This is a genomic window from Streptomyces mirabilis, from assembly GCF_039503195.1.
GTDB classification, from domain to species: Bacteria; Actinomycetota; Actinomycetes; order Streptomycetales; family Streptomycetaceae; genus Streptomyces; species Streptomyces mirabilis_D.
In genome coordinates this window covers 34,669-60,331 of record NZ_JBCJKP010000002.1, presented here as the reverse complement: position 1 = coordinate 60,331, position 25,663 = coordinate 34,669, and the positions used below count along the sequence as shown (strand labels likewise).

Annotated in this window: 29 protein-coding genes and 5 pseudogenes; 19 read left to right on the top strand and 15 right to left on the bottom strand. The window is 69.0% G+C overall.

Annotation, left to right across the window (positions count from 1 at the left end):
• Positions 1-359: 359 nt before the first annotated feature.
• The 7 genes from AAFF41_RS50745 to AAFF41_RS52140 all read right to left on the bottom strand — a co-directional run bounded on the left by AAFF41_RS50745 (position 360) and on the right by AAFF41_RS52140 (position 5,951).
• A complete protein-coding gene (locus AAFF41_RS50745; RefSeq protein ID WP_319753962.1) occupies positions 360-1,175 on the bottom strand; it encodes an MIP/aquaporin family protein in 816 nt (271 codons plus the stop codon).
• A 76-nt stretch (positions 1,176-1,251) separates the two neighbouring features.
• Positions 1,252-1,521: a patatin-like phospholipase family protein gene (locus AAFF41_RS50740; protein WP_343326529.1), complete on the bottom strand. Its 270-nt coding sequence runs from the start codon at positions 1,519-1,521 to the stop codon at positions 1,252-1,254.
• A complete protein-coding gene (locus AAFF41_RS50735; RefSeq protein WP_319753960.1) occupies positions 1,521-2,510 on the bottom strand; it encodes an alpha/beta hydrolase in 990 nt (329 codons plus the stop codon). The genes AAFF41_RS50740 and AAFF41_RS50735 overlap by 1 nt, the downstream gene beginning before the upstream one ends.
• 269 nt (positions 2,511-2,779) lie before the next feature.
• The gene (locus AAFF41_RS50730) at positions 2,780-3,211 is read right to left on the bottom strand and encodes a universal stress protein (RefSeq protein WP_319753959.1); all 432 of its coding nucleotides are present in this window, start codon (positions 3,209-3,211) and stop codon (positions 2,780-2,782) included.
• 20 nt (positions 3,212-3,231) lie between these two features.
• Positions 3,232-4,491 carry a YbfB/YjiJ family MFS transporter gene (locus tag AAFF41_RS50725; protein ID WP_319753958.1) on the bottom strand — a complete coding sequence of 420 codons (1,260 nt, stop codon included), beginning with the start codon at positions 4,489-4,491 and terminating at the stop codon, positions 3,232-3,234.
• Positions 4,492-4,681: 190 nt separating this feature from the next.
• Positions 4,682-5,476: an aquaporin gene (locus tag AAFF41_RS50720; RefSeq protein WP_319753957.1), complete on the bottom strand. Its 795-nt coding sequence runs from the start codon at positions 5,474-5,476 to the stop codon at positions 4,682-4,684.
• Entirely contained in the window at positions 5,433-5,951 is a 519-nt protein-coding gene (locus tag AAFF41_RS52140; RefSeq protein ID WP_487007387.1) for a GAF domain-containing protein, read from the bottom strand. Before AAFF41_RS52140 ends, AAFF41_RS50720 begins: the two co-directional genes overlap by 44 nt.
• A 728-nt stretch (positions 5,952-6,679) precedes the next feature.
• On the opposite strand from AAFF41_RS52140, the gene AAFF41_RS50715 reads away from it, so the two are divergent.
• The 3 genes and pseudogenes from AAFF41_RS50715 (at position 6,680) to AAFF41_RS50705 (ending at position 8,268) form a co-directional block, all read left to right on the top strand.
• On the top strand, positions 6,680-7,102 hold the full coding sequence (locus tag AAFF41_RS50715) for an AfsR/SARP family transcriptional regulator (protein ID WP_343326528.1): 423 nt from the start codon (positions 6,680-6,682) through the stop codon (positions 7,100-7,102).
• A gap of 269 nt (positions 7,103-7,371) precedes the next feature.
• Positions 7,372-7,705: pseudogene (locus AAFF41_RS50710) on the top strand (PadR family transcriptional regulator).
• On the top strand, positions 7,702-8,268 hold the full coding sequence (locus AAFF41_RS50705) for an HAAS signaling domain-containing protein (protein ID WP_343326527.1): 567 nt from the start codon (positions 7,702-7,704) through the stop codon (positions 8,266-8,268). The pseudogene AAFF41_RS50710 and the gene AAFF41_RS50705 overlap by 4 nt, the downstream one beginning before the upstream one ends.
• Positions 8,269-8,485: 217 nt before the next feature.
• Here the strand turns inward: AAFF41_RS50705 and AAFF41_RS50700 are convergent.
• From AAFF41_RS50700 to AAFF41_RS50685, 4 genes and pseudogenes are all read right to left on the bottom strand, one after another.
• Positions 8,486-9,015 (bottom strand): annotated as a pseudogene (locus tag AAFF41_RS50700) (DDE-type integrase/transposase/recombinase); the annotation flags it as partial.
• Between the two features lie 76 nt (positions 9,016-9,091).
• Complete coding sequence (locus tag AAFF41_RS50695) at positions 9,092-9,913, bottom strand: maleylpyruvate isomerase family mycothiol-dependent enzyme (RefSeq protein WP_343326526.1); 822 nt, start codon at positions 9,911-9,913, stop codon at positions 9,092-9,094.
• A gap of 291 nt (positions 9,914-10,204) precedes the next feature.
• Entirely contained in the window at positions 10,205-10,483 is a 279-nt protein-coding gene (locus AAFF41_RS50690) for an alpha/beta fold hydrolase (RefSeq protein WP_343326525.1), read from the bottom strand.
• Entirely contained in the window at positions 10,480-11,265 is a 786-nt protein-coding gene (locus tag AAFF41_RS50685) for an alpha/beta fold hydrolase (RefSeq protein ID WP_343326524.1), read from the bottom strand. Before AAFF41_RS50685 ends, AAFF41_RS50690 begins: the two co-directional genes overlap by 4 nt.
• Positions 11,266-11,482: 217 nt before the next feature.
• On the opposite strand from AAFF41_RS50685, the gene AAFF41_RS50680 reads away from it, so the two are divergent.
• The 3 genes from AAFF41_RS50680 (at position 11,483) to AAFF41_RS50670 (ending at position 13,772) form a co-directional block, all read left to right on the top strand.
• Positions 11,483-12,157: a LuxR C-terminal-related transcriptional regulator gene (locus AAFF41_RS50680; protein ID WP_343326523.1), complete on the top strand. Its 675-nt coding sequence runs from the start codon at positions 11,483-11,485 to the stop codon at positions 12,155-12,157.
• A complete protein-coding gene (locus AAFF41_RS50675; RefSeq protein ID WP_343326522.1) occupies positions 12,154-13,197 on the top strand; it encodes a sensor histidine kinase in 1,044 nt (347 codons plus the stop codon). Before AAFF41_RS50680 ends, AAFF41_RS50675 begins: the two co-directional genes overlap by 4 nt.
• Before the next feature lie 197 nt (positions 13,198-13,394).
• The gene (locus AAFF41_RS50670) at positions 13,395-13,772 is read left to right on the top strand and encodes an HIT family protein (RefSeq protein ID WP_319753465.1); all 378 of its coding nucleotides are present in this window, start codon (positions 13,395-13,397) and stop codon (positions 13,770-13,772) included.
• A 205-nt stretch (positions 13,773-13,977) separates the two neighbouring features.
• Here AAFF41_RS50670 and AAFF41_RS50665 read toward each other — a convergent pair whose 3' ends face one another.
• Positions 13,978-14,712: a hypothetical protein gene (locus AAFF41_RS50665; RefSeq protein ID WP_319753464.1), complete on the bottom strand. Its 735-nt coding sequence runs from the start codon at positions 14,710-14,712 to the stop codon at positions 13,978-13,980.
• A 295-nt stretch (positions 14,713-15,007) separates the two neighbouring features.
• Between AAFF41_RS50665 and AAFF41_RS52135 the strand changes: the two genes are divergently transcribed.
• On the top strand, positions 15,008-15,373 hold the full coding sequence (locus AAFF41_RS52135; RefSeq protein WP_415926030.1) for a helix-turn-helix transcriptional regulator: 366 nt from the start codon (positions 15,008-15,010) through the stop codon (positions 15,371-15,373).
• On the opposite strand, the gene AAFF41_RS50655 is transcribed toward AAFF41_RS52135, so the two are convergent.
• Positions 15,351-15,851, bottom strand: a complete 501-nt coding sequence (locus AAFF41_RS50655; protein WP_319753463.1) for an allene oxide cyclase barrel-like domain-containing protein — start codon at positions 15,849-15,851, stop codon at positions 15,351-15,353. The genes AAFF41_RS52135 and AAFF41_RS50655 overlap by 23 nt on opposite strands.
• A 541-nt stretch (positions 15,852-16,392) precedes the next feature.
• On the opposite strand from AAFF41_RS50655, the gene AAFF41_RS50650 reads away from it, so the two are divergent.
• The 4 genes and pseudogenes from AAFF41_RS50650 (at position 16,393) to AAFF41_RS50640 (ending at position 18,294) form a co-directional block, all read left to right on the top strand.
• Positions 16,393-16,959 carry a GNAT family N-acetyltransferase gene (locus AAFF41_RS50650; RefSeq protein WP_319753462.1) on the top strand — a complete coding sequence of 189 codons (567 nt, stop codon included), beginning with the start codon at positions 16,393-16,395 and terminating at the stop codon, positions 16,957-16,959.
• Positions 16,960-17,051: 92 nt separating this feature from the next.
• Positions 17,052-17,204, top strand: a pseudogene (locus AAFF41_RS52130) (IS630 family transposase); the annotation flags it as partial.
• Positions 17,205-17,309: 105 nt separating this feature from the next.
• Positions 17,310-17,708, top strand: a complete 399-nt coding sequence (locus tag AAFF41_RS50645) for a helix-turn-helix domain-containing protein (RefSeq protein ID WP_319753461.1) — start codon at positions 17,310-17,312, stop codon at positions 17,706-17,708.
• On the top strand, positions 17,620-18,294 hold the full coding sequence (locus AAFF41_RS50640; protein WP_343326569.1) for an IS630 family transposase: 675 nt from the start codon (positions 17,620-17,622) through the stop codon (positions 18,292-18,294). Before AAFF41_RS50645 ends, AAFF41_RS50640 begins: the two co-directional genes overlap by 89 nt.
• Positions 18,295-18,438: 144 nt before the next feature.
• Here the strand turns inward: AAFF41_RS50640 and AAFF41_RS50635 are convergent, their stop codons facing one another.
• Positions 18,439-18,921, bottom strand: coding sequence for a hypothetical protein (locus AAFF41_RS50635; RefSeq protein WP_343326521.1), 483 nt, complete (start codon positions 18,919-18,921; stop codon positions 18,439-18,441).
• 952 nt (positions 18,922-19,873) lie between these two features.
• Here AAFF41_RS50635 and AAFF41_RS50630 point away from each other — a divergent pair.
• From AAFF41_RS50630 to AAFF41_RS50615, 4 genes and pseudogenes are all read left to right on the top strand, one after another.
• Positions 19,874-20,352, top strand: a pseudogene (locus AAFF41_RS50630) (transcriptional regulator); the annotation flags it as partial.
• A 136-nt stretch (positions 20,353-20,488) separates the two neighbouring features.
• Complete coding sequence (locus tag AAFF41_RS50625) at positions 20,489-20,659, top strand: hypothetical protein (RefSeq protein WP_054229772.1); 171 nt, start codon at positions 20,489-20,491, stop codon at positions 20,657-20,659.
• A gap of 343 nt (positions 20,660-21,002) precedes the next feature.
• The gene (locus AAFF41_RS50620) at positions 21,003-21,671 is read left to right on the top strand and encodes a peptidase E (RefSeq protein WP_319753457.1); all 669 of its coding nucleotides are present in this window, start codon (positions 21,003-21,005) and stop codon (positions 21,669-21,671) included.
• 200 nt (positions 21,672-21,871) lie between these two features.
• Positions 21,872-22,006, top strand: coding sequence for a hypothetical protein (locus AAFF41_RS50615; RefSeq protein WP_319753456.1), 135 nt, complete (start codon positions 21,872-21,874; stop codon positions 22,004-22,006).
• Here AAFF41_RS50615 and AAFF41_RS50610 read toward each other — a convergent pair.
• Positions 21,954-22,172: pseudogene (locus AAFF41_RS50610) on the bottom strand (DUF2267 domain-containing protein); the annotation flags it as partial. The gene AAFF41_RS50615 and the pseudogene AAFF41_RS50610 sit on opposite strands and share 53 nt — an antisense overlap.
• Before the next feature lie 625 nt (positions 22,173-22,797).
• Between AAFF41_RS50610 and AAFF41_RS50605 the strand changes: the two are divergent.
• The 4 genes from AAFF41_RS50605 (at position 22,798) to AAFF41_RS50590 (ending at position 25,644) form a co-directional block, all read left to right on the top strand.
• The gene (locus AAFF41_RS50605) at positions 22,798-23,001 is read left to right on the top strand and encodes a cold-shock protein (protein ID WP_003973099.1); all 204 of its coding nucleotides are present in this window, start codon (positions 22,798-22,800) and stop codon (positions 22,999-23,001) included.
• Positions 23,002-23,339: 338 nt separating this feature from the next.
• Entirely contained in the window at positions 23,340-24,833 is a 1,494-nt protein-coding gene (locus AAFF41_RS50600) for a DEAD/DEAH box helicase (RefSeq protein WP_319753455.1), read from the top strand.
• Positions 24,834-24,878: 45 nt separating this feature from the next.
• Positions 24,879-25,286, top strand: a complete 408-nt coding sequence (locus AAFF41_RS50595; protein ID WP_343326520.1) for a CBS domain-containing protein — start codon at positions 24,879-24,881, stop codon at positions 25,284-25,286.
• A gap of 49 nt (positions 25,287-25,335) precedes the next feature.
• A complete protein-coding gene (locus AAFF41_RS50590; protein WP_095851756.1) occupies positions 25,336-25,644 on the top strand; it encodes an SCO5918 family protein in 309 nt (102 codons plus the stop codon).
• Positions 25,645-25,663 lie beyond the last annotated feature (19 nt).

Here is a 25,663-nt window from a genome sequence, read left to right as displayed (position 1 = left end):
CGCCCCGTCTTTACTTGTGCTGCATCGCCGATGACCGGTTGCCGCACTGCCGGTTGTCGGCGCGGCGGCGGCCGCCCTCCAGTCACGGCACTCCATCCCCACGCCGGTTGCCGGCACCGGCGCCACCATCGGCACGGTGCTGGTCGCCGTCGCCGTGGAGGTCTTTCTTTACCATTGTTTGTTCCCGACGCTGTCCCACCTGCCGGCTGCCGGCTGGGACAGCAGTGGCAGTCGGCGGCACCGAGGTACTGATCGCTCGCTGGGTGAACGTCAGGCGCGGGCTCACGGGCGGCCCGCGACGCTGGCCGGACCTGCATTCGGGCGGGCGCTCCACGGCGGGATGCGGTGGATGCCGCGCTTCATCGGGCTCGGTTTCGCACGGCGTCGTCACTCCCACACAGCCGGTAGGTGCACGGTGTAGGGGCGCCCAGGCGGCGCTGGGGGAGGCGGTAGGCCACCGCCCCGAGCAACGCGCCGATCAGCGGGGCGACCAGGTAGACCCACAGCAGCCGGGTGTCACCGGACAGCAGCGCGGGGCCCAGTTGGCGTGCCGGGTTCGCCGAGCCTCCGCTCCACCCCCCTAGCACGGTGATGATCAGGGCCGTTGTAGCGCCGACGGCATAGGGCAGCCAGCGGCTGATGGCGGGGTGGGCCAGGAAGAATCCGACCATCAGGACCACCAGCGTGAGGCAGCCCGCTTCCGCGAGCATGAGTGCGGTCGTGTTCCACGCTGGGCTCGGGTGCACGGCGGCATAGTGCAGCGATGACCGGGCGACCACCGGCCCCCAGCACCACCGTCCCAGAGCGGTGCCTGCCACCGAGCCTGCCAGTTGCGCGGCGGCGTAGAGCGGTACGTAGCGTCCGGGGAAGGCGCCCATCAGCCACAGCGCGAGGCTGATTGCGGGGTTCATGTGGGCGCCGGAGCAGCGCCCGGGCGGGGAGGTGATGAGCACCACGAGGACGATCCCGACCACGCCCCCCACGGTCGCCGCGGCCGCCCGGGTGCCTGCCACGGCGAGTGGCGAGTCCGGTGATGTCAGCCAGCGGGCGGCGGTAACCACGCAGTACAACAGGACGGTCGTCAGCGCGAACTCCCGGGCCGCGTCGGCAAGCCCGTACAGCGGGCGGCGGTCCCAAGAAGCGGGGGTGGGGCCCTTGGTTTGTTCCCGGAGCACCCTTCGACGGTACGTCGCAGGGCAGCCGGGCATCACGGCGCGCGGATCATCAGGCGGCGGGAGCGGGCCAGACCGATCAGATGGGTGAAGGGGCCGCCGCAGCCTGTGGGTCGGAGTCGGCCTTCACCTTCCGCGAGGTGCTGGGGGGTCTGAGCTGTTCGGCGACGAGTGGGTGAAGGCCGACGCCGCGGGTGGCCTGGACCGCCACGACGGATCCAGCCGACGTGCCGACCACCAGGTCGGCCGCCGTAAGGTCAACCCCTGCCTCCTGCAACGCCTGGAGCACCCCGAGCTCCCAGGCAATACCCGTCACGCCGCCTCCGCCGAGCACCAGGGCCGTGGACATCAGCAGCCCGCCTCCTTGCGGTGGCCGGCGAAGGCCTGGCGCAGCACCTGGCCGGCCTGGTCGATCGCTGCCTGGGTGAGGGGACTGGCCGCCAGCGGATCCTGCGCGGTGAAGGAATGGATCGCCCCCAGGTAACGGACGGCGATCACGGGTACGCCTGCCTCCATGAGTTTGCGAGCGTATGCCTCACCCTCGTCGCGCAGCACGTCGGCCTCGGCCGTGATCACCAGGGCCGGCGGCAGTCCGGCCAGTTCCTCTGTTGTGGCCCGCAGCGGTGCGGCAGTTGGTTCCGTGCGCACCGAGAGGTCGGGGGCGTAATGGTCCCAGAACCACTCCATTTGCGAGCGGGTGAGGAAGAAACCGTCCGCGAACTGTTCGTAGGACGGCGTGTCGAAGCCGGCGTCCAACGACGGGTAGAACAGCACCTGCTGCAGCAGTCGGGGGCCGCCGCGGCGCTTGGCCAGCAGGGCGGCGGCGGTGGCCAGGTTGCCGCCCGCACTGTCACCGGCGACCGCCAGCCGGGCCCCGTCCAGGCTCAGCTCCAGCCCGTGCTCGGCGATCCAGGCGGTGGCCGCGTAGGCCTCTTCGAGCGCGACGGGATAGCGGGCCTCCGGCGAGCGGGTGTACTCCACGAACACCACGGCCGCACCGCTGGCGTGGGCCAGGTCGCGGGTCTTGCGGTCGTAGGAGATCCGGTCGCCCAGCACCCAGCCGCCGCCGTGGAAGTACATCACCGCCGGGAGCGTGCCTGATGAGGGCTGCGGTCGTACGATCCGTACCAAAACCTCGCCGCCCGGCACCACGGGCAGTCGCTGCTCCTCGATGTGGACGGGTTTGAGCACCGCCTGGGCGGCGCGCTGGCCCGCCAGGGCCCCGGCCCGGGCTTCCTGTGGTGTCTGGCTCTCCAGTGGCGGCGCATCGGCCGCGGCCAGTGCGGCCAGGAAATGCTCGGCATACGGGTCGAGGTGTACGGGCGCGTTGGTGTCCAATGATTCCTCCCATGAGCGACGGTGCGTGAAGGACAGTGCATGGCGCCGTCGGAGGTGTGGCAGTCCGACGGCGCTGTCCGAGACGGGATTCCCCCTACCGGCGGCACAGGGGGGACCCCGGGTGCCCTTCCAGCCGGGTCTGTATCGGGGCCGGCCCTGTGCCTTCGCCGACCGGGGCGCGTTCGTCGGCGACCAGGCGGTGGGGCCCGACGGCGGTCAAGCGGGCGGTGCCGCCGCGCTCGGTGATCTGCACCTTGCGGCCGGACACCTCAGCTCTCTGCGGGAGCCAGGAGCACAGCGATCCTGCTCTTGTGGGCGACGGCGTCGCTGACGCTGGGGGAGAACCAGGCGGCGAGACGGGTCCGGTGGTGCGGGCTGAGGACGATCAGGTCGGCGTCGAAGCCCTCTGCGGCCTCCTGCACGGCTGCCGCCATATCGGACACCAGGCCATCCAGCAGTTCGCCGTCCGCGTGGATGCCGGCCTGTCGCAGGGTCGCGACGGCCGAGTCCAGGACCCGGTGGGCGGCTGAGTCATCCTCCAGGCCGACGACGGTGTCATACACCACCTCGGAGGGATCGATGTGCAGCACGCGGACCTTCGCGCCGGTCAGCAAGGCCAGCTCGGCGGTGGTACGGAGGGCGCTTTGCACGGCTGGAGTGCCGTCGACGGCAACCAGGATGCGGTGGAACATGGCGGACATCTCCTGAATGTGTTGGGGAGTCAGCGCTCGGCGGCGCTTGGGGCGGAGGGGGTGGCCACCGGCGCTTCCTGGTGCCGGCGCTCGACGGTCTGCTCGCGCTGGATGAGGGCGACGGCGGAGGAGACGGCGAGGAGCACAACGGACAGCCACAGGCCCTTGGCGATGCCTCCGGACGAATCGGAGAGCAGGCCGGAGACCAGTGGCCCGACCGCCTGGCCGACGCTGAAAGCCACCGTCAGCAGGGCGATGCCGGAGGTCCAGGCGTGCGCGGGGAGCATCCGGCGGGCCAGGACGGTCACGGCGGTGGGGCCAGCCATGAACGAGCCGCCGAAGATGATCGCCGAGGCGATCGCGGCGCCCATCCCGTGCCACAGCAGGACGGGCAGGACACCGATCAGCACAACGGCCGAGACCAGCGCGGGGGCCGCACCACCGCGCAGTCGGCCGACCACCCGGCCCCACACCAGCAACGTTGCTGCCGCGGAGACCACGCCCAGCACGATGAAGAACGTGGCTGTGCCCCAGACCTTCATGCCCTGGCTGTGCAGCAGGGCGATGACAAAGGTCATGTACGACACGTAGCCGGCGCCGAACAGTACGTACCAGACAAAGATGGGCGTCATGGGCCTGAGAGTGCCGCTGCCGCCGTGGGCGGTGCCACCTGCGGCCTGCTCGGGTATCTGGCGCGCGGCCCAGGCGGCCGGGCCGATGGCGAGGAGGGCAAGCAGGCCCATCAGCAGCCACCCGGCCTGCCAGCCCGCCACGCCCCAGGCGGTGAGGGCCGTGGGGACCACCACGCCGGAGAGCACCACCCCGATGCCGACGCCGGCCATATACATGGCGACCAGCGTGGCCGAGCGGGCCTGATGCCCGCCACTGCGGACGCGGGAGGCGAGCGCCGATCCGACCACGAAGGTCACCGCAGTGCTCAGCCCGCCGATGAACCGCAGGACGGCAAGCCCGGCGAAGTTGCCGGTCGCCCCGGAGGCCAGCAGGGTGAGCGCACTGATGGCGATGCCCCACACGAACGCTGCCCGGGCGCCGAACCGGCGCGACCACCAGGCCGCGGTAGCGGCTCCAATGATGTAGCCCAGTGCGTTGGCGGTGTTCATACCGCCGGCCGCCGCGTAGCTCCAGTGCAGTTTCTCGCGCATGGCCGGCAGCAGCAGCGCGTAGGCGAACCGGGTGAACCCCAGCGCCACCACCGGGCCCGCCGCCAGTCCCAGCGCAACGAGAAACTCCGGCCGCTGCTTGGCGGCGAGAGACGGTGAGGTGGTCATCGCACACGCTCCCAGGTAGTCGAGTTGATCACGAGAGGGCCTTTCTCGAACGATCCGGATTGAGGATCACGGGCGCTTGATCAGCGCCTTCACGGGGATCAACCCGTGTCGCCTGCGCTGCCATGGCCAGCCGCCGGGCCCAGGAGCCCACGGATCGGGCCACCGGGAAGCGCCGCAGGGCGGGCGGCGGTCACTGCGCCGCCCGCCGCGTCACGGCGGTGCGGGGCACAAGGGCCTGCTCATACTGAGCAGGCAGTGGGGGCGCTTGTGGCAGGCGCCTGCGCACCAGGCCGAAGAGCCCAGCTCCCACGAGCGGGGCAATCAGGTATATCCACAGCCACGTGAGGTCATGGGAGAACAGCTCCGGCCCGAACTGCCGGGCCGGATTGAAGCTTCCGCCGGTCCACCTGCCGACCAGCAAGATCAGCGCGGCGATTACCGAGCCGACGGCAGCCGGCAGCAGAAAGGCCAGGCGGGGCCGAGCCGCCACGAAGGTCACCGCGGCGAGCATCAGGGCGGTTGCCGCAGTCTCGGATATGAACACCACGGTCCATGGGATTCCTTCGGACGCCCGGATGGCGGCGAAGCCGACGGCAGGATCTGCCGTCTGCTCGCCCCACAACAACCGGCCGGCCGCCACACCTGAGACCGAACCAGCCAGTTGGGCCGCGGCGTACGCCACGGCATCCCGCCCGGACAGGGCGCCCATGAGCCAAAACGCCAAAGAGACGGCCGGGTTCATGTGCCCGCCGGAACGCCGCCCGAAGGGCGAGACGATCAGCAGGCCGACAGTGGTGCCGCTGACCACGGCGTCCACCGCGAGCCGGCCCTCCTCCGAGGGAACCGCGCGTGCCAGAGGACTCCCGGCACCGAACAGGCCACGGAACATCGTGACCATCACCAGCAGCAGGATCGCGGTAGCGGCGAATTCACTCAGCCACTCACGCCAGCGCGGGCTGCGGCCATGCGGGCCGTCGGTACTCACAACATCCTCCTGAGCGCTGATACTTCGCCGACTTGCGACCACGCGGCGGCCGACCCACCACGCGCCGGGGGCCAGCGCCCACGATCCGGCGTCGCATTGCGCACCCCTGGCGCGGACGTCGCGATCCCGAGCGGTTCACCGGCGTCAACCGGCGCCCATGGCAGTGCCATGGCCGGTGACACGGCCATGAAGCCCGCGGATCCGGCCGCGGGCCCCAACCCGCGGCGCGCGGCCCGCTGTTGCGGGCGTTGTCGAGCGCAAGCGCCGCGAAGGCGGCGATGTGTGTTGCTATCCGCAGATCGGCCTGTGAGAAGGACGCGCGCTGCCGTCCGCGATAGACGGTGACCAACCCCAGGACCTGCCCCCGTGTGACGAGGGGGACGACCATCATCGAGTGGAGGCCGAGCCTGCCGAGGTCTGCGTCACCGGGCCGCTTTGGGCGCGACCACGTGTCGCCATGGTCCAGCCGGACCACCAGCCTGGGCTCGCAGAGCGGGCAGGCGGCGGCGAGTTCCGGCACCGCATCCCGCAGTGCGTGCAGGGGGCCCTGGTCGATGCCATGCACGGCCGCTCGACGCCAGACCGACCGGTCTTCCAACCCGGAGGCGGGCGGATCGTCACCCCAGCAGGTCGATCGTGCTGTAGTCGGCCATCGCCGGAACCAGGACCGCGGTCATCTCCTGGACCGTTTGGCACACATCCAGCGTGGTTCCGATCGCATGACCGGCGGTGCCTGGCAGGGCGAGCTGTTCACCGGCCCCGGCGGCCGCGTTGATGACGGCAGCCGCAGTCCTGAGACCTGCTGAGACCTCCCGGACGGGGTTTTCGGAAGGAGGGAGACTTTGCATTCATGACTCCGGATCAAAACGGCGGAAGGGACAGCGGCGCGACGACGAATTACGCCTTTACCCGTGACAACCGTTTCACCGGCGTTCGCTATCGCTGCCCCCTGGTCGTATGTCCCACGGATTCGGCCAGCGGCTAGGGCGGACAGCCCTGTTCTCCGCCGCCCCACTCAGCACGTGATCAAGAAGACGGGCGACGCGTATGCCGCATCGAAGGTGACCTGAAGGCAGAGCGAGCGGTGTGGCCAGGGCCCGAACCGAGGGGTTGCTGTCCCGCAAGCCGCTGGCGGGCAGGCCCGCGGTGCGGCGAGGCTGGGTGCCCGTCGTTTGCCTCGCACCACGAAAGAGCGCCACCTGCATGCCGTCCTGCACGACCGCACTCATCCCGGGCGAGCCCGTCCGACTGCGGCTCATCGGGCCCTTGGGGCCCCTCAGGTCACAGCCCGACAAGCCGCCCGGCATCCCCAAGGGAAGCGCGGTACTCCTGTTCGCATTGCTGGCCACCCACCGCAACCGGGTCGTGAGCATGGACACCATCATCGACACGCTCTGGCCCGACCACGCCCCTCCCACCGCCCCGCAGACGGTCGCCTCCCTCGTCAGCCGGCTGCGCAGGGTGGCCGGCACCTGCCTGGAGCGCGCAGGTTCCGGGTACCGGCTCAACACCACGGGCTGGCAGATCGACGTGGACGAGGCGGCCCGCCTGACCCGGGCGGCCGAGCGGCACCTGCGCGCCGGCGAACCCACGTTCGCGGATGCCGCTGCCCGCCTCGAATTCTGACGGCGCCCGCACATCGGCGGTTCCGGGAAACACAACACACCCCTGACACAGACCAGGACATCGCACACCGTGCAGCGACACACCCCGTTGCGGGCCCGAGATCCGCAGTGCCCGTGCACCTTCGGCCGTCGGAGCGGCCTTGCGACGGTGCACGACACACCCCCTGGTCCCTTGCGCTGCAAGGGACCAGGTAAGACCGAGAGGCGGTCGTGAGCGACATCGAGAGCCGGCTTGGAGGGGGCGTATTCGAATACTGCGTCCTCGCGCTGATGGGGGACCAGCCGAGGCACGGGGTCGAGCTGCTGCGCGAACTGCAGGAGTCGGGGGCGCTCGCAGCAAGCCAGGGCACCGGCCTATCCGCTCCTGTCACGGCTGCGGCGTGACGGACTCGTCGACGCCACATGGCAGCAGTCGGCCCCCGGACCGGCGCGACGCTCCTGCGAACTGACGGATGCCGGGCGCGCGGCACTCGCCGAATTCGCCCGGATCTGATCCGGCTCCCGCGACACCGTGGACCACTCCCTGACCCCGTCGCGCCCAACGGATCACCAGCACAAGCCCCAAGAACCACGCGAAACGCGCACCGCAGGAGACAACGCATGAAGACCCCCGACGACACCACGATCCAGCAGTACCTCAAGGCCGTCGAACGCGAGACCTCCGGGCTCCCCCCAGTCCGCCGCCAGGAGCTGCTCGCCGACCTCGCCGAGCACATCGACGTCGCCCTCGCCGAACGCCCCGGCAACCTCGACACGATCCTGTGCGAACTCGGCGACCCCCGCACCATCGCCGCCACCGCGCTCAACGAGACGGGCACGGCCCCCCACCGCACGCGGCCTGGACCGGCCACAGTGGTGCTCCTGCAGGTCGCCTTCATCCTGGCCCTGGTCCTGCCGAGCCCAGCCCACGAGCTGGTCGGCGCCGCCCTGCGCATCACCGGACTTGTGCTGCTGTGGCGGTCTTGGTGGTGGACGACGCGACACAAGGCAGTCGGCACCCTGGCGGTCCACCTCGTGCCCTACGGCCTGATCAAACTGATCCAAGCCACCTTGCCGTGGACATCGACGGCGATGCTGGTGACCAATACCGTGATCGCCCTCCTCTACCTCGGCGGCTGCGCATGGCTGTGGCACACGCGGCACCGGACCGACCTCGTGATGCGGTGACCGATCCACATGCCGCCGCGACATTGTCGAGAACGGACAGCACTTGTCCACCAGTTCAGAGGGGAGACGACGTGAGCTTGTTCCGCTTCTCAAGCTTGAGGTCACTGGTCCCTGCAACCGACCAACCAGAGTCGGACCATGTCACTGGTGCGTGCCGAAGCCGACCTGATCCGACTGTGCACAGGAGTCATCATGCGGCGGTGGCCAGCATAGTTGATCACTGTTCGTAGGCGATCGGGCTGATCTGGCCGAGGCGGGAGTGCCGTCGGCGGGTGTTGTAGCGGCTCGTCCAACGGAAGACCACGAGGCGGCCCTCGCCGGCCCGTTCCACCGCTCGCGTCCCTGGAGCTCTCGCGCTTCATGGTCGCGTTCAGACTCTCCGCGGCGGCGCTGTCCGCACTTGTGCCGACCCCGCCACGTGATCTGGTCACGCCCAGCCCCGAGCAGACCTGGGCGAACTCCTTCGACACATGTTGCGCCCCGTGTCGCTGTGAACTACCGCCCCGCGCAGACCGTCCCCACCGAGGGCCCTCGCTGCGGCCCTGAGAGCACCGGTGACCAGCGAGGCCCGCATGCGGTCGGCGATCAGCCCGTCAGGCATTTCGAGCACAAGTCCAACACCGTCGCCAGATAAAGGAACTGACCGCTGCCGATCGGGAGACAGGCGATGTCTCCCACACACCTGATGTTCGGCTCCTGGGCAGCAAAGTCCCTCCACCGCGACACCCTCTTCGGCGCCGCCCCGGCCGTCACCGCCCCCGAGCCCGAGCGACCATCAAGCCCCTACGACCACAGGCAGCCGGCCCCCGCCCGGCCGCCGCACTCAGGGCGCCTTGAAGAGAGCCGGGAAACGCGGAGCAAGCCAAGGCTTGCGCCCCCCGACCAGGATGCGGCCCTGAGCGAGGGCGCCCCACTGGCCCCGGCGCCCGAGCGCCATCAGCAGAAACGTGACCGGCTCGATGAGGATGGTGCAGTCCGCACGCCCCGGCAGCCGCTCACCGACCGACACCGCACCCCCGGCCACCCGCACCCCGAACCGGCCGCCACCCCACAACCGGATCGCATAGCGGGCGCTCAGCCCGGCCGTGCCGGCCGTGTCGGTCACCCGTGGCATCACCGTCAGGAAGAACGGCAGCGTCAGCCGCACCCGCTCCCGGTCGATCATGTGCGCACGCCCCAGCGCACGGGCGAGATCGTAACCGTGTCCCAGCATGTGCGTGAGCAGATACGACCCCAGCACATCCGGCCCCATCGGGCCCAGCGGAGTGACCACCGTCCCCTGCGCGCTCCGCTCCTCCAACGCCCTCAGACACGCACCGGCCTGCTCCACGATCATCCCGGCCAGCGGCTCGGCCCCGCGCTCACCGAACGCCGCGAGCGCCTGCTCGTTGGCCGCGGCCAGACTCTGCGCCGTGCCGTCCCCGTAGCTGCGCGCACGGCCCGCCGCGACGTCCGCCATCAGCTCGTTGGCCAGTGCCAGATGCGCGGCCGCCTCCCCGACGCTCCACTGCGACTGCGGCACCCGGCGTTCCATGCCGGCGCCCGCCCGCAGCAGTGCGGCGATCTCCTCCGCCGTATCCCGTATCGCCGCACCGAGCCCCTCGGGCACCGCACCCCGTACGTCCGGTCCCGCCACTGATTCCATGCCGCCTCATCCTCACTTTTCGTTCCCGTTCCGGTGCCCGGTTTTGCCCGCAGCCGGCGGGCGAACACGCGTCACGGAACACCCGGCGTACAGAAGACCAGGTGGCAAAGGCAGCGACAAGCCCGTGACACACGCTCGTCTCGGCGGTCCCAGATCACGCTGAGGTGGCGGGACATGGCCTCTGCCGACGGTGCCCTGGATCATCTGGTCGAACCCGGCTCGGCATCGGGCAGGGTGGTGGGTTTCGCCTTCCGTTGTCGGACGACCTGTGCGGCGGCAGAGCGCCGCTGGTCAGAACCGGTCGACGTCGAGGACGGCTCGGGCGAACGCCTCGGGTGCTTCCTGCGGCACGTTGTGGCCGATGCCCTGCAGCGTCCGGTGGTCGTAGGGGCCGGTGAACTTGGCCCGGTAGGCCGCGCCGTCGCCGGCTGGGGTGAAGGGGTCCAGCTCCCCGTCGACGGTGATGGCGGGCACCGCGATGCCGGGCCCGGCGGCGAGTCGTGCTTCGATGCTGTCGTAGCGGGGGTCGCCTTCGGCCAGGCCCAGCCGCCAGCGGTAGTTGTGGATCACGATGCTGACGTAGTCCGGGTTGTCGAAGGCCGCGGCGGTGCGGTCGAAGGTGGCGTCGTCGAAGGCCCACGTCGGGGAGACGTGGTGCCAGATGAGCTTCGCGAAGTCGTGCCGGTATTCCTGGAGGCCCAGCTCCCCCTGTCCGTGGCGAAGTAGTACTGATACCACCACGCCCACTCGGCAGCCGGGGGCAGCGGCAGCTTGTTCTTGTCCCGGTTGGTGATGAGGTAGCCGGTCACGGAGACCAGCGCCTTGCAGCGCTTTGGCCAGAGTGCGGCGATGATGTCGGCCGTCCGCGATCCCCAGTCGAAGCCTCCGAACACGGCCTTCTCGATCCTCAGGGCGTCCATCAGGGCGATGATGTCGAGGGCGATCACCGACTGCTGCGCGTTGCGGAAGGTGCTGGGTGAGAGAAAGCTCGTGGTGCCGTGTCCACGCAGGTAGGGAACAATGACTCGGTAGCCCTGGGCCGCCAACAGGGGCGCGACGTCGACGTAGCTGTGGATGTCGTACGGCCACCCGTGCAGGAGGATGACGGCCGGTCCGTGGGCCGGGCCGGCTTCGGCGTAGCCGATGGTGAGCTCGCCGGCCTTGACCTGCTTCAGTGCCGGGAAGGACCCGCCGCCCGTGCCCGGCGTCGGCGCCGTTGCCGCCTTTTCGGCGCTGGGCCCAGAGGACAAGGCCGATGCCACCGAAGGGCGGCTCAGGCCGATCAGTGATGCCGCAGCTGCTCCCGCTGCGCCCGCGCCGGTGACCTTGCCGAAGGTGCGCCTGTCGATCATCCGTGAACCGTTCTGTCCGTGTCGGCCGGCCGGGCGCTTCACGCCCGGCCGAGGGCTCTGACCAGCCATACTTGTGCTCTGATGCCTTCGGGACCTCAGTGTCCGTCCGCAGGCATCCTTCGGGTTTCCCGCACCCGCCGCTTCGGCTACCCGCCCGATCGCTCCGTCGATCCCCTGGGGGCCGGACCGGCCGGCCTCACGCAGTACCTTTGCTCCCATGAATGCCGACCGCGCTGAACAGGGGGTGGAGACTGTGTCACGCCTCAGCGTGGTGATCGCTGACGATCACCCTGTGGTCCGTGCGGGCATGCGAATGCTGTTGTCCCAGGACGAGTCCTTCGAGATCGTCGCCGAGAGTTCCACGGTCCCGGGGACCGTGCAGACCGTGACAAAGCACCAACCGTCCGTGCTGGTCCTGGACCTCACCATGGCAGGCCAATCCAGCCTGCCCTCGATCCCTGACCTGCTCGCGGCGTCACCCGGTACCCGAATTCTGATCCTCACGATGCAGGAGGATCCCGCGTTCGCCCGCGCGTCCCTGCGGATCGGGGCAGCCGGATATCTGCTCAAGGAAGCGGCGGCGGAAGAACTGGTCGGCGCGGCTCGCCAGGTCGCGAAGGGAGCCACGTACCTTCAGCCTGCCATGGGCGCCCGACTGGCCATCGCGGACACCGGCGCTCCCGGCACCGATGGGGATGCCTCTCTGACAGCGCGCGAGATTCAGGTTCTCTCGCTGCTCGCCTTGGGCCACACCAACCAGGAGATCGCGCGACGTCTCTACGTTTCCGTTCGGACAGTGGAGACCCACCGCGCCAGGATTCGGGACAAGCTCGGGACCGAGACACGTGCGGAACTCATCGCCGCGGCTCGCGAGCGCGGGCTGCTGAGATGAACAGCAGGCTGCGAGCCAAGACCGGCCCGATCATGGAGGCCACCGGTGCCGCGCTGCTCGTCATCGCCTTCGCCATCGAGGTCCTCCAGCAGCAGCCTCGCTGGGAGATGAGGTTCTCCCTCGGCGCAGCCGTCGTCCTCATCACCGCAGCGGCACTGAGCACCGCCGTCCGGCGGGCATGGCTGGCTTCCCTGGGCGGGCTCGCACTCATACTCGCCGTGTCACAACTGGTACGCATGACCAAGGAGCCGCTTCTCAACGGCCTGAACATCGTGCCTCTCCTGCTGATCGGCTGCGCCGCCATGCTGGGCCGCAGTGCGGTATCGCGCCGCCGCAGTCTCGCGCGGGAGCGGGCTCAGGCCCGCAGCGACGGCGAGGAACGAGAACGTCGGCGTTGGGCCCGCGAGTTGCACGATGGGACCCTTCAAGAACTGGCCGCTGTTCAGATCGTTCTGTCCGCCGCCGTCGGCACTGGCCAGTCTGCCGCCATGAACGACGCCGTCAACCAGGCGCGGAGCTTGATCGCGAACCAGATCACGTCTTTGCGGCACCTGATCGTGGAAATGCGGCCTTTCGCCCTCGACCAGCTCGGACTCGAGCCCGCTCTTGAGGCGCTGTGCCGGCGCACCAAGGAAACCTTCGGGCTGGACGCGGAACTGCGCGTCGGAGCGGAGTGGAACAGGCTCGGAGACGAACTGTCGCCGGAGGCCCAGGCCCACATCTACCGCATCGTGCAGGAAGCGGTGAACAACGCGGTCAAGCACGCTCAGGCGAGCCACCTTCTTGTAGAACTCGACAGCGACGACCACACGATCAGCGTGGCGGTCAAGGACAACGGCCGCGGGATAGCCCAGCAACCTTCCGCACCGGTCAACCGGCCCGCACTCAGCACGGTGGTCTCCACAGGTACTGGGTTGCCGGCCATGCGCGAGCGCGGCCACCTGGTGAACGGACACCTCAGCGTTGGTTCCACCCCCGGCGAGGGAGCATGCGTCACCCTCCGGATACCCCGCCAAGCCGAGCGACGCGCCAGGCGGTAGCACTCCCGCCTCCGCGCGCAGGGCCCAGGGGAGAGTCGCGTTCGCCTGGTTTGACCATGCAGGGCGCGAGTGGGTGCCGGATACAAGGCGAGCACGGCGTTTGTCTTGGGCGTGACCTTCTGACCGGGCGCCGGGAGTTGCCCGGGGGCGTCCTGCACGAAACCGCTGCTTGGGCGGTGAACCACGTCGTCGGGCCGATGAATCTCGGCACCTTGATCGTCGGTCCGCGGGAGCATGTCGTGGCCGTCGCGGAGCTCGACGACACGGCAGCGGCGGAACTCGGCCCCTTGCTGCGCGATACGGCCCGTGTCGTGGAGACGTTGTGCCGGCCTGAGCAGACCTACGTCTGCATGTGGTCGCACGGCCGCGACGCGCGCAAGCACCTGCACATCGCGGTCCAGCCGGTGACTGCGGAGGTGCGGGCCCGCTACGGCGGGCTGCGCTCTGAGCAACTCCAGGCCCGGATGCTGGCGGACGGTGACGAGCCGGACATCACGGATGTCGAGCAGTTCTGCGAGCGGGCTCGCGAGCTGTTCCGAGCGATCACCGACAGCAGCATCGAAGAACGCAGCTGATCACCGGTGCCGGGCCGACGCCACGGCGCAGTCGGGCGAGCATACGCCAGGAAGCAGCGCAGTCTTCTCCACCGCGCACCCTCAACGTGAGGTGGGAAAAGGCTCAGCCGCGACACGCCCGGATCGGCCCGAACCATGGCGCGCCGCCCCTGCACGGCACACACGCACCGGCCGCCACCCGCCCGCACACGGCCAGGCGACCCGGTCACTTGAGGATGTTGACGGCCCGGGCGACCACCAGCACCACCGTCACCAAGGAGACCGAGGACTGCAGCATCATCAGCATCTTGGCCCACCGCGACAGCGGCATCACATCGGTCGGGCTGAAGGCGGTGGAGTTGGTGAACGACAGATACAGGTAGTCCAGGAACGCCGGCTCCCAGTCCGGCGGCGCGGTCTGCGGGCTCTGCATCTGTACGAAGAGGAAGTCGGCGTACTGGCTCTGGCCGCGGACCCGTGCCATCGGCCCGCCGCGGTCCCACTCCCAGTACCACAGGGCGAACACGATGACGTTCGTCAGCCAGATACCGCCGCCGGTCAGCAGCAGCGGCCCGGCCTCCGTCGCCGCGGTGCCGTTGACCAGACCCGACACCAGCCGGACCGCCGACCAGCCGTTGGCCAGACTGATCACACCGGTCAGAGCCAGCCCCCACCACCGCAGCCACGGGGTGCGGGGTTCGACCCGCCGGGGATTCGCCGCGACCAGACCGGCCAGCAGCACCAACTCCAGGGCCGGCAAAGCCCAGTACGGATGGAAGGCGAGCCGGTGCGGCAGCATCCACTGCAGCGCGACCGCCACCAGGATCACCGCGGTCACCGCCCAGCGCGGCTCACCCCGCGTCGCCCGCCGCCACGCGGGCGCCACCTCACGCTCACCGCTCTCCAGCAGCCGCTCGATCCGCGCCAGGCGGCTCTCGGCATCACCCGTACCGTCATTCATGGCGATGATTGTCCTCGGCGGTGCCCGCCCCTTCGAACGGGCACCGGTACACGTGGCGCCGATGCCGACCAGCCCCACCAGTAGGCATCGGCACCAGCACAAGGACACATGCTGCCGCCTCTGACGCACGCCCTCCGGACCAGCACCGACCGCGGCTGTTCCTGGACGGTCACCGCCACCGGGCCGACGGCACCGCCACCACCCAAGCCCGGCGTCCCGCCGCCGGCACCGGGCACCTCGAAGAACTGGAGAAGGTGTCCCGGAGCGGCACCGCGCACCGGGGCCCGGGAGCGGCATGAACGACTTCGAGGCGATCGGCCAACTGCTCGCGGCCGCCGCCGAACCCGTCCCCCTTCCGCCGGCCGAGCAGCGACGGGCCCTGCGCGCGGCCCTTGGTCTCTCGCGCGCCGAAGTCGCCCGCGCCCTGGGCGTGAGTCCGTTCACGGTCGCCGGCTGGGAATCCGGCCGCGACCCCCGTGGTGAGACCCGCGAGAAGTACGCCTACTTCCTCAAGGGCGCCGACGCGAAGATCAGTACCCGTGACACCACCGGCCCCGATACCACTGCCTCCGAGCCGACCCGCACCACGAAGAGCAGGTGGACGGGTCAGCCTTCTCACCGGGCGGGGGCAGGGCCAGTCAGCGGTCGAGGTCGATCGTGAAGCGCCTCGTGCCCGGAGCGATCGTGTCGGCGTGGACCCAGCCACGAGCCCGGTCGAATTCTCCGGTGCCGCCGGTGATCCCGTTGTCGAACGAAGGGGGAGGGCCCGGGTTGAGAATGCCGAAGACCATTCCCTGCACGGAGAGCTGGCCGCCCGGGAGGTTGTAGGTCACGACGCACTCCTCCGCTCCGCTGTTGTCGACCCGGGTGGTGGTGCAGGTACCGTCGGTGTCGCCGACCTGGTTGCCGAACTGGTCGAAGAGGATCGAGTGGAAGACGGTCCGATCGCCCTGGGCGGGGGCGCCGCCGGGGTTGACGGGGAAGCGCGTCTGCTGCGCGAGCCGGCCGATGAGTGTGATGACCCGGTCTCCGCCCTTGGCGTAGGCGGAATCGGTGCCCGTCGCGGCGGCGGCCGCGACAGGGGCGCAGGCGAGAAGGCTAACCAGCGCAGTGGCCGTGCCGAGACAGGCTGCTCTCATGGGGCGCATCGTGTGGCTCCTGAGGTTGATGCTCATGGATGGTCAGGTGACGCATTCATAACCTCGGCTCTGCCGCCGCCCGGAACGTCCCGGCGCGACCCACCGGCAGATCCGACCAATCGGACCAACCCGGAACGAGGGACGGCCCGCCCGACCGGACGAGTCGCGCGGGCGGGTTGACGCTGGTGCAGCACATTGGCTCCTGGATCTTGCCCGTTCCCCGACGACCCGGCTCCAGCCACCCTCACACCGGCTCCACTGGTCCTACTGGCGCCGACGCCACCCAGCCATTGCCCGCCACCGTCACTACCAACGCCGCACGCATCCCGATCAGGTGAGTAACGAACGACCGCCAACCTGACGAGATATCAGCCCGCTAGAGACCTTTAATGGTGCGGGTTACTTCGGGTCGTGACGGGATGGTGTCCCGCCGGGTGGTGTAGGCCGTGAGGATCTGCGCAGCGGGTCTGGCATGGACGAGGACCGTAGGGTTCGATATAACCGATCGACACCCTGATCATGATCGGGTTGGCTGGGTGGCATGCCAGAGCTGCGAACCGATCGTCTTCTGCTCCGCCGGTGGCGGGAGTCCGACCTCGGACCGTGGGCGGCTATGAACGCCGATCCTGAAGTCCGAGAACACCTGGGAGCACTGCTGACGCGAGAGCAAAGCGATGCAGCGGTGGCACTCATGCAGACGGAGTTTGACGAGCGAGGTTTTGGGTGGTGGGCGCTCGAAGCGCGGGAGACTGGTGAGTTCATCGGCCGTGTCGGCTTGGACGAGGTGGGCGAGGACATGCCGTTCGCGGGGGTGGATATCGGTTGGCGGTTGATGCGTTCGGCGTGGGGTCACGGTTACGCCACCGAGGCCGCCCTGGCCTGCCTGGCTTTCGGCTTCGAGACCCTCGCGCTGCCGGAAGTGGTGGCGTCGACGACTGTCCACAACCTTCGTTCCCAGGCAGTGATGCGGCGGATCGGCATGGCCCGGGATCCGGCCGACGACTTCGAGGATCCGAGCGTGCCCGAGGGGGCGCTTCGCCAGTGCGTGCTGTACCGGATCCCCCGAGATGCTCACGACTTGCACCACGGGGCGAGGCACGACCCGTGACGGCCGTCGTGGGCTGAGCTATGCCGGGAGGATGAGTATCCCGATGGTGGTGGACTGACGGCCGAGGAACGGGCTCGGCGTGAGCAAGTCCCCACCTGAAACGGTCCCTGGCCAACCTCACCAAACACAGCCTTGGCCAGCTCACCGCGCTGGTGAAGACGCAGCTCAAACGGATGCAGTACCGACCCGGCCTCATCGACGGCCTCCTCGCCAAGACCGGACTTGATTTCCAACCGCCGTATTGATCCGAAACGGTAGGGGTTCCGGGGCGTTGACCCCTGTGTGAGTGAACTGGTGAAGGACGCACGGCAGTTGTCGCCGTCGCGCAGGAGGCCCTTCGGCTGCGGGCGGTGGCCGCCTTGGTGGCGGGCCGAATCCGCGAGGACGTTGCAGTGGTGTTCCAGGTCTCGCTCAAGGCGGTGGACAACTGGTGGGGGAAGTGGCTGGCGGGCGGGCGCGAGGCGTTGGTGGGCCGGCCGCGCGGACGCCGGGTCGGCGAACATCAGGTTCTCGATGCGGTCGAGCAGCAGGCGATCCGGCAGGCCGTGCTGGATCGCCCCTGCGATCTGGGGCTGGCTGGGCAGCTGTGGACCCGCGCCGGGGTTGGGAATCTGATCGCGAAGCTGTACCGGGTGCGGCTGACCGAGCAGGGCGTGGGCAATTACCTGCGCCGGTGGGGGCTGTCGTTCCAGCGTCCGGATAAGCGGGCCATGGAGCAGGACGAGGAAGCGGTCGGCGTCTGGCAATGAGGAGAGCTGGCAGGCAATCCAGGCCAGAGCGAAGGCCGAGGGAGGTGAGGTGCTCTTCGCCGACCAGGTCGACATCCGCTCTGACCAGGTCACCGGCCGCACCTGGGGTGCCAAAGGGTGCACCCCGCTCGTCCGCCGCACGGGCAACCGGTTCTCAGTCAATGCGATGTCCGCGATCAGCACGAAAGGCCGGATGCACTTCATGGTGTTCCCCGAGACCTTCGACGCCGATGTCATGTGCCGCTTCCTGGACCGGATCGCGGGCCACTTTGACCGTAAGGTGCACCTCGTCGTGGACGGCCACTCCGCGCACCGTTCCCGCAAGGTCCGCGCCTGGCTGGCCGATCATCCGGACCGCATCGAACTGCACCTCCTGCCGTCGTACTCGCCGGAGCTGAACCCTGACGAGCTGGTCAACGCCGACCTCAACCGGAGCCTTCCGATGCACAGCCGGGCTCGCGACCAGGCCCAACTCGCCGCCGAGACCCGCAGGTTCTTCCACCGCCGCCAACGCCAGCCACACATCGTCCGCGGCTACTTCGGCGGCTCGCACGTCCGCTACATCCTCGAAGAGAACTGTGACTGAGCGCTTCAGGTGGCCACTGTGAGCGTCACAGTCGGCCGTGGGGACAGCGACCGATTCGGGTAGCTGATGGTGGTTCGATTCGCGTCTGCCGCAGGGCTCGGGAGCCGGACCGGTCCCGGTTCAACCCCAGAGGTCCGCGCTTCGTCACGTAGCGGACAGGCTCCATGCTCCGGCCGAGCGCACCTGGTAGTAGCCGCGGCCCGGCCACTTGAACGTATGGTCCCCGGCGCGACCCTCGGTCACCGTCACCCAGTAGGCGAGGCGGTCGTCCAGCGCCTCCAACCGGATCAGGCTCGGCCCCGCGTAGTGCAGGACGCCCGGGCCCGGTTCCCCTCGGTAGTGCACGACATCCGATCCGGTCCCGTTGATCTCGTCGTGGAAGCGCGGGACTTCTCGCAGCGGGGCCGCAGTTGCCGTCCACGCTTCCCGCTCGCCGGCGGTAAACACGCGGAAGGCGATTGCCTTGTTCCCTTCCGGCAGCGGAATCCGGGCGGTGATCGGAGTGCCGTCGCCGGACAGCCGGTACAGGCGTGAGGAACGCCCCTTCCTGCCGCCCTCGAACCGTAGGTGGACCCGTGCATGCCCATTGGTCGAGAAGACCATCACGGCCGGGCGGTACGACGGCATTTTCAGCTGATGGGTCTGCTCGCCGCTGCCTCCCTTCCCGCTGACCTGCGGCTGGGGGACACGCGTCGGCGTCGTTGGGCGAGGCTTGGCCTCGCGTGGCTGTGTGCGGACTCTGCTGCCTGGTCCCGGCTGTCTCGGAATGCTGGGGCTCGGGTTCTTGGCCAGGCGGACCGCGTCCGCTGCGCATACGGCAATGTTGCGGGCGGCACCCTCGGGAGGCGCCCAACTGACCTTCCGGGCGGCCCGACCGTGCCGGCGTCGAAAAAGCACAGCGGCATGTGATCCGGCAGAGGTCGGCCGGCGATCAGGGCATCCAGACAAGCCAGCGCGTGCCTGCCCTCGTCCAGCGTGCGCAGGACATCGAGTGTGTCCGCCCGCATCCGATCGCCGGCGACGTCCCGCTTTGCCTGGTCGTATGCGTCGAGAGCACGCGCCAGCTCGGCCCGCATCTCATCGGTGGCGCCGGACTGGCCGGGGCTGAAGGAATGGACGTCCAGAGCCTCACCGAAGGCTGTGATCTCGGCCTCGATCTCGGAGAGCGCCGACTCGTCGCGTCCCCGCCATGGCCACAATCGGCGGAGCCCCCCGCCCACCCCTCTACGCATGGTCGCAATCATGCCGCACGGCCCGGCAGGCACGTCCTGGGTTTGGGGCTGAGCACGGAGCGGCAAGCTGAAGCCCCCAATGGCTAACTGAGGCGCTCAGTCACAAGAACCCTTTGAGTTTCTGATCAATAACCTCAGCCGTTGAAGTTCTCTAGACTCCAAACAGGCACTCTGAACAGCGTAAATGGAGAACCGCGGTGGAGTACTAGAAGAACCATTCCGGACCACTGATGCCGGAATTCACCAAAGCCCACTGCCGTCCCCGGATCCTCTATTCCTGACTCACCCTGAAATGCGGGTCGATGAGGCCCCGTCAAGTCGGGCTGCCGGGAAGGCGAGGAGGCGAAATGCCGGAAAGGAACAACGATTTCGGCAAATTCGATCGCGGCATCAAGGGCCACGAGGCCGTTGCCCGGCAACTCGACGCGCTCGCGGGGTTCGTCGCCAGCCCGGTCACCCCCCGGCGCGGCCTCCTCGTCCGGCTCCGCTACCTCACCCGCGCGGAGCGTGCCCGCGCGGCGGCCCGGGAGGCGGGGCCTGACGGTCACCGACCGGCGCTGAGGGCCTGGCTGGACGACAGGCGTAGTCCTTCCAGGAAGAACCTGCGGAACATCGAGAACGCGTACCTGCAGGTGCGCCGGCGGTGCGCCGGCGCAATGTCGCGCGATACCCGCTCGGCCGTCTCAGCCGGGAAGGCCGCGGGACCCGCGTGGAGTTCCACCCGCTCAACCAGTCCCAGGTCACCAGGCCGCACCACCGCGTCGTCGAGTTCCGCACCCTCAACGTCCGTCACTGGGACCGCATCGTCGCGGCCCGACCCGCAGGTCCACTGGGCCGCCTGTCGGCCGGGTGATGGATTCGGGGCGGTGGCGCATTCCCGCGTCGAAGGATAAGAAACCCATAAACTTCGGGTGCATGGCGGGGTGTTGCCGGGGAACTCGCTGCTTCGGAGGTTGATAACTATGGTTCCCCTGCTTCTCGTTCTTCTGCTGGCCCTGGTTCTCTTCGGTGCGGGTTTCGCGCTGAAGGCTCTGTGGATCGTGGCGGTGATCGTGCTGGCCGTGTGGCTGCTCGGTTTCGTCATGCGTTCCGCCGGAACCGGCGGCAGCCGTGGCCGTTGGTACCGCTGGTAGCGCACGGCAGTCCCACCCCCTGATGCGGGGCGGCCCCGGACGCAGGCGTCCGGGGCCGCCCCGCACGCATGTGACTCTTGGGTGAAGATGCCGGCGCCGACGCGCGGGTGGTGGGGGAGCGGGGCAGGAGAGCGGTGTGGCCGGGAGGCCCGCTGTGCGCGCCCGGAACCGCGCACCTCCAACACGGCGGACTTCCCGGACACACCCGGCCGCACGCCTCGGGCAGAGCGTGGCTCTGCCGCCGCAGTGGCCGGAGACCTGGGGCGAGCCGGATGCGGCGACGGTCCAGGTCACCGACCCTGGGTTCGTTGCGCGCGCCCGTCAGCCGTGCTTGGCTCGCCCGATGAACTTTCTGTTGACGGCGAGCGGCCTGCGCAACGAGACACTGCGGGATGCGCTGCGGGACATGCTGGGAAAGCCGTTCGGATCGGCGAACGTCGTGTTCGTTCCCACGGCGTCAGTCGCCGAGCCCGGGGACCACGGGTGGTTCGTCGCGGACATGAACCGGCTGCACGGCCTCGGCTGGCGGGAGTTCGACGTCCTGGAGCTGAACGGCCTGCCCCGGCAGATGGTGCTCGACCGGCTGCTCCACGCCGACGTCATCTATGTCGAGGGCGGCAGCCACTACCACCTCGCGCGCAGCATCACCGGCAACGACCTGGCCGACGGCTTCCTGGAGGCGCTGGAGAGCCGGGTCTATGTGGGGGTCAGCGCCGGATCAATGATCTTCAGCCGTAATCTCACCGGACACTCCGCCGACGTCATCGGGGACACCCCGGACCTCCACGTCCTCGGCGCGACGACCGTGGAGCCGCCGTTCGGCCTCTTCGACTGGTATCTCAAGCCCCACCTGTACTCGCCGGATTTCCCTGAGCGGGACGACGCCTGGGCTGATCGCCTCGCTGCGCGGGCGGACTTCCCGATCTACTTCATCGACGACGAGACGGCCGTTCGCGTCAGGGACGGCAAGGTGGATGTCATTTCTGAAGGCCGGTGGCGGTTCCATCCGTGACGCAACGCGTGGAGCTCCGGACAGGGCAGTGCCGCGCTGATGCGGAGCTGCCGGGGTGAGCACCGGCGTCAGGAGCCTTCATCGGTCTTCGAAGGAACCGCCGTTTCTCGTAGCGTTGTTGATGCCTCCCGGAAACCCGGGGCGCGTCAGCTGACGGTGTACCGGGCCACCTACGGAGCGGCCTGGCAGATAGCCGGGAGATGGCTGCACGGCGAACCGGAGCCGTCCTCGCCGTCATCTGCCACCTCGTCGGAACCGCCCTCCTGGACCGCATCCTCAACCAGTCCCAGCGGGCCACCGCGGAGGGGTACCTGTGCGGGTGGCGAGGTCCTTGACGAAGCTCCAGCCGGTGAGTGGTTGAGGGTCGGGGATCTGGCTCGTGAAGGCGAGGGCGGCCTCAGCGGGTAGGCAGGTGGCGAGGTCGACGCGTTCGTCGCCGGTGAGCTGGCGGCCCAGGGCCCTCAGCACGGCGCGTGTGACGTCCTCGGCGCGCTCCCAGGTGAAACACGAAGCGGCGCACGGTCCGTTACACGGTCGGCTGGAAGATCACGCCCGAGGACGAGTCGGCGATCGCGAGGCTTCCCGAAAGCGCCTGGGAGACCTCGCTGAAGCAGGACGGCGACCTCCAAACGGGCTACCAGGTCGCGGAGTTGACCTACCTGAACACCCGCGACGGCTGGCCGGAGTGCATGCGGCTGATCGTCCGCCGCGTGCGTTGAAGGCGATCTTTCGGACGGCCGCACACGTCATAGCGCCCTGGCGGCCATGGTAGCGGCTGACGACTCCGCTCCCTTTTCTTGGAACCTTGCACTGCGAGTGAGTCAATATCTGTGCTCTTGAGGTGAGAGTTTGACGGATCATGCCGTGAGGGTTTGACGGACGATGCAGTGAGAGTTTTTGCCGCGACGAGCGGAGTGGAATTACTTAACCGACGCGGGCCGTTGCGGCGTGCTACTGTCCATCTCAGTTGCAGTTTTGGTTCCCGAAACTTCAAGTGCCCCCAGTCGGCTCCTGCCGGGTGGAGCGCTTTTGTATTTCCGGTCATTTTCCGGGCGGGGTAATCATCGCGGCGACACGGCGTACGCACAGTGCGGATTCCGATGTACTGCCCCAAAGGAGATATGACATGGCTGCTGGTACCGTGAAGTGGTTCAACGCGGAAAAGGGCTTCGGCTTCATCGAGCAGGACGGTGGTGGCGCTGACGTGTTCGCCCACTACTCGAACATCGCCGCCCAGGGCTTCCGTGAGCTGCTCGAAGGCCAGAAGGTGAACTTCGACATCGCGCAGGGCCAGAAGGGCCCGACGGCCGAGAACATCGTTCCGGCCTGACGCTGACGCACACTTTGTAGCTGGGGCCCGCATCCTTCGGGGTGCGGGCCCCAGCTGCACCCATTTCCCGCAGCGGTTTCACCCGCGGGACGGCTCGGAGAAATCCGCAGTCTCACCACACGCGACTCCTCCTTCGGGGATGCAGGCGCATCCTGAAGAGCTGCACCGCAGTCGACGCCCGGATTTCACGTCCCCACTGCGTCACCTATTTCAGTATCTCCGCCCGCGCGGATTCCCGTCGGCCGGATTTGCTTTGACATCGGTCCATACTTGTAATTCCGTGCTGCTCATCGCCTGCGGGAATTCCTTGATATGTGCCACATCGAGGAAGGTTCCGCATGAACCGCACACGTACGAACGACCGCTCCGCCCGCACCCGTAAGGGCGGTGCCGACGCAGGGAAGGGCGGCAGTCGCTTCGGCTTGCCGGCACCGCGCCGTTCCGGCGGGCCGGCCCGTTCCGGTGGTTACGGCCGTCGGCCCGCCGCGGTGCAGGGGGAGTTTGCGCTCCCCAGGACGATCACCCCCGCGTTGCCCGCTGTTGAGTGCTTTGCCGATCTCGGCATGCCCGAGCAGCTGCTGGCTGAGCTCGGCAAACAGGGCGTGAGCGCACCGTTCCCGATCCAGGGCGCGACGCTGCCGAACTCCCTGGCGGGCCGTGACGTCCTGGGCCGCGGACGCACCGGTTCCGGCAAGACGCTGGCTTTCGGGCTGGCGCTGCTGGCCCGGACCGCCGGGCGGCGTGCCGAGCCCCGCCAGCCGCTGGGGCTGATCCTCGTACCGACGCGTGAACTGGCGCAGCAGGTGACCGACGCGCTCACTCCATACGCCCGCTCCGTCAGGCTGCGGCTGGCCACAGTGGTGGGCGGGATGTCGATCGGCAGGCAGGCCGGCGCGCTGCGAGGCGGAGCCGAGATCGTCGTCGCGACCCCGGGCCGGCTCAAGGACCTCATCGACCGTGGCGACTGCCGGCTGAACCAGGTGGGGATCACGGTGCTGGACGAGGCCGACCAGATGGCCGACATGGGGTTCATGCCGCAGGTCACCGCGTTGCTCGACCAGGTGCGTCCGGAGGGGCAGCGGATGCTGTTCTCCGCGACCTTGGACCGTAACGTCGACCTGCTGGTGCGCCGCTATCTGACCGACCCCGTCGTGCATTCGGTCGACCCGTCGGCCGGTGCGGTCACGACGATGGAGCACCACGTCCTGCACGTCCACGGCGCTGACAAGCGCGCCGCCACGACCGAGATCGCCGCTCGCGACGGTCGGGTGATCATGTTCCTGGACACCAAGCACGCCGTCGACAGGCTGACCCAGGACCTCCTCGACAGCGGGGTACGGGCCGCCGCGCTGCACGGCGGCAAGTCGCAACCGCAGCGCACCCGCACGCTGGCGCAGTTCAAGACGGGGCACGTCAGCGTGCTGGTAGCGACCAACGTCGCGGCGCGCGGCATCCACGTCGACCACCTCGACCTCGTCGTCAACGTCGACCCGCCGACCGACCACAAGGACTACCTCCACCGCGGCGGACGTACCGCCCGCGCCGGTGAGTCCGGCAGCGTCGTCACCCTCGTCACACCGAACCAGCGTCGCGATATGGTGCGCCTCATGTCGGACGCCGGGATCCGGCCGCAGACCACCCAGATCCGCTCGGGCGACGAGGCCCTGAGCCGGATCACCGGCGCCCAGGCCCCCTCCGGCATCCCGGTCGTCATCACCGCACCGGTCGTCGAACGCCCCAAGCGCAGCGCCTCCTCCCGAGGCCGACGCCGCCCCGCTTCGGCAACCCGGCGCGCGCCCGTACGAAAGTCCGTCTTCGACGCGGCGGCCTAGACCTTCGTGATCAGGAAGCTGACCCCTCTCTGCAGGAGGCACCTTTTGACGCTGGTTCAGATGCAGCCCCGCCCGGCGATCGCCAGCCCCGTGCGCAGGACGGTGGCTGAGGTCATGGACGCGGCCGGACCGCAGGTCTGTGACGACATGAGCGTCGAGGTGGCGCTGTCCGTCATGGCCGCCGCCCGCACGGGCCGACTGCTCGTCTGCGACCAGGACGGCCAGTGCACCGGACTGGTCACCCAGATTGAACTCACCGCCGTCCGCGACAGCTCCGCTTACACGGACCGCGTCCGCCTGCGCGACATCCTCGGCGACCACAGGTCGTTCACCTCACCCGTGACCACGATGGCCGAAGCCGAGCACGCGATGCGCTCCCGCTGGCTCGGTGCCCTGCCGGTGGTCGACGGACAAGGCAGCAGCGGCCTGGGCGTCCTCGCCCTCTCCCTCTGAACCGCCTCACCCTGGTCGGACCGTTCTCCCCTTCTCCCTGTGAGGCCACATGCGCTGCGTCATCGCCCGCTTCCCCTTCGAGCTCACCAAGAACGGCGTGCTGGAATCGATGAAGGGCATCAAGCCCGAACCCGGCACCGGCGAATCCGTGATCATCGGCCGCCGCCACTACCCCGTCAAGCAAGTCGGCCAGGTCATCACCCGCCAGGACCGCCGTGACTTCAGCGCCGCCGAAGTCCTCCGGGCCATGACTCAGCTCGGCTTCACCTGCCGCACCCTCCCCACGGCCGCACCCGTACGCATCCTCAGCTCGCTCCAGCAAGCTTCCGCGATGCTCGGTACTCCCGTGTCCGTCTGACCGACGGGACAGGCAACGA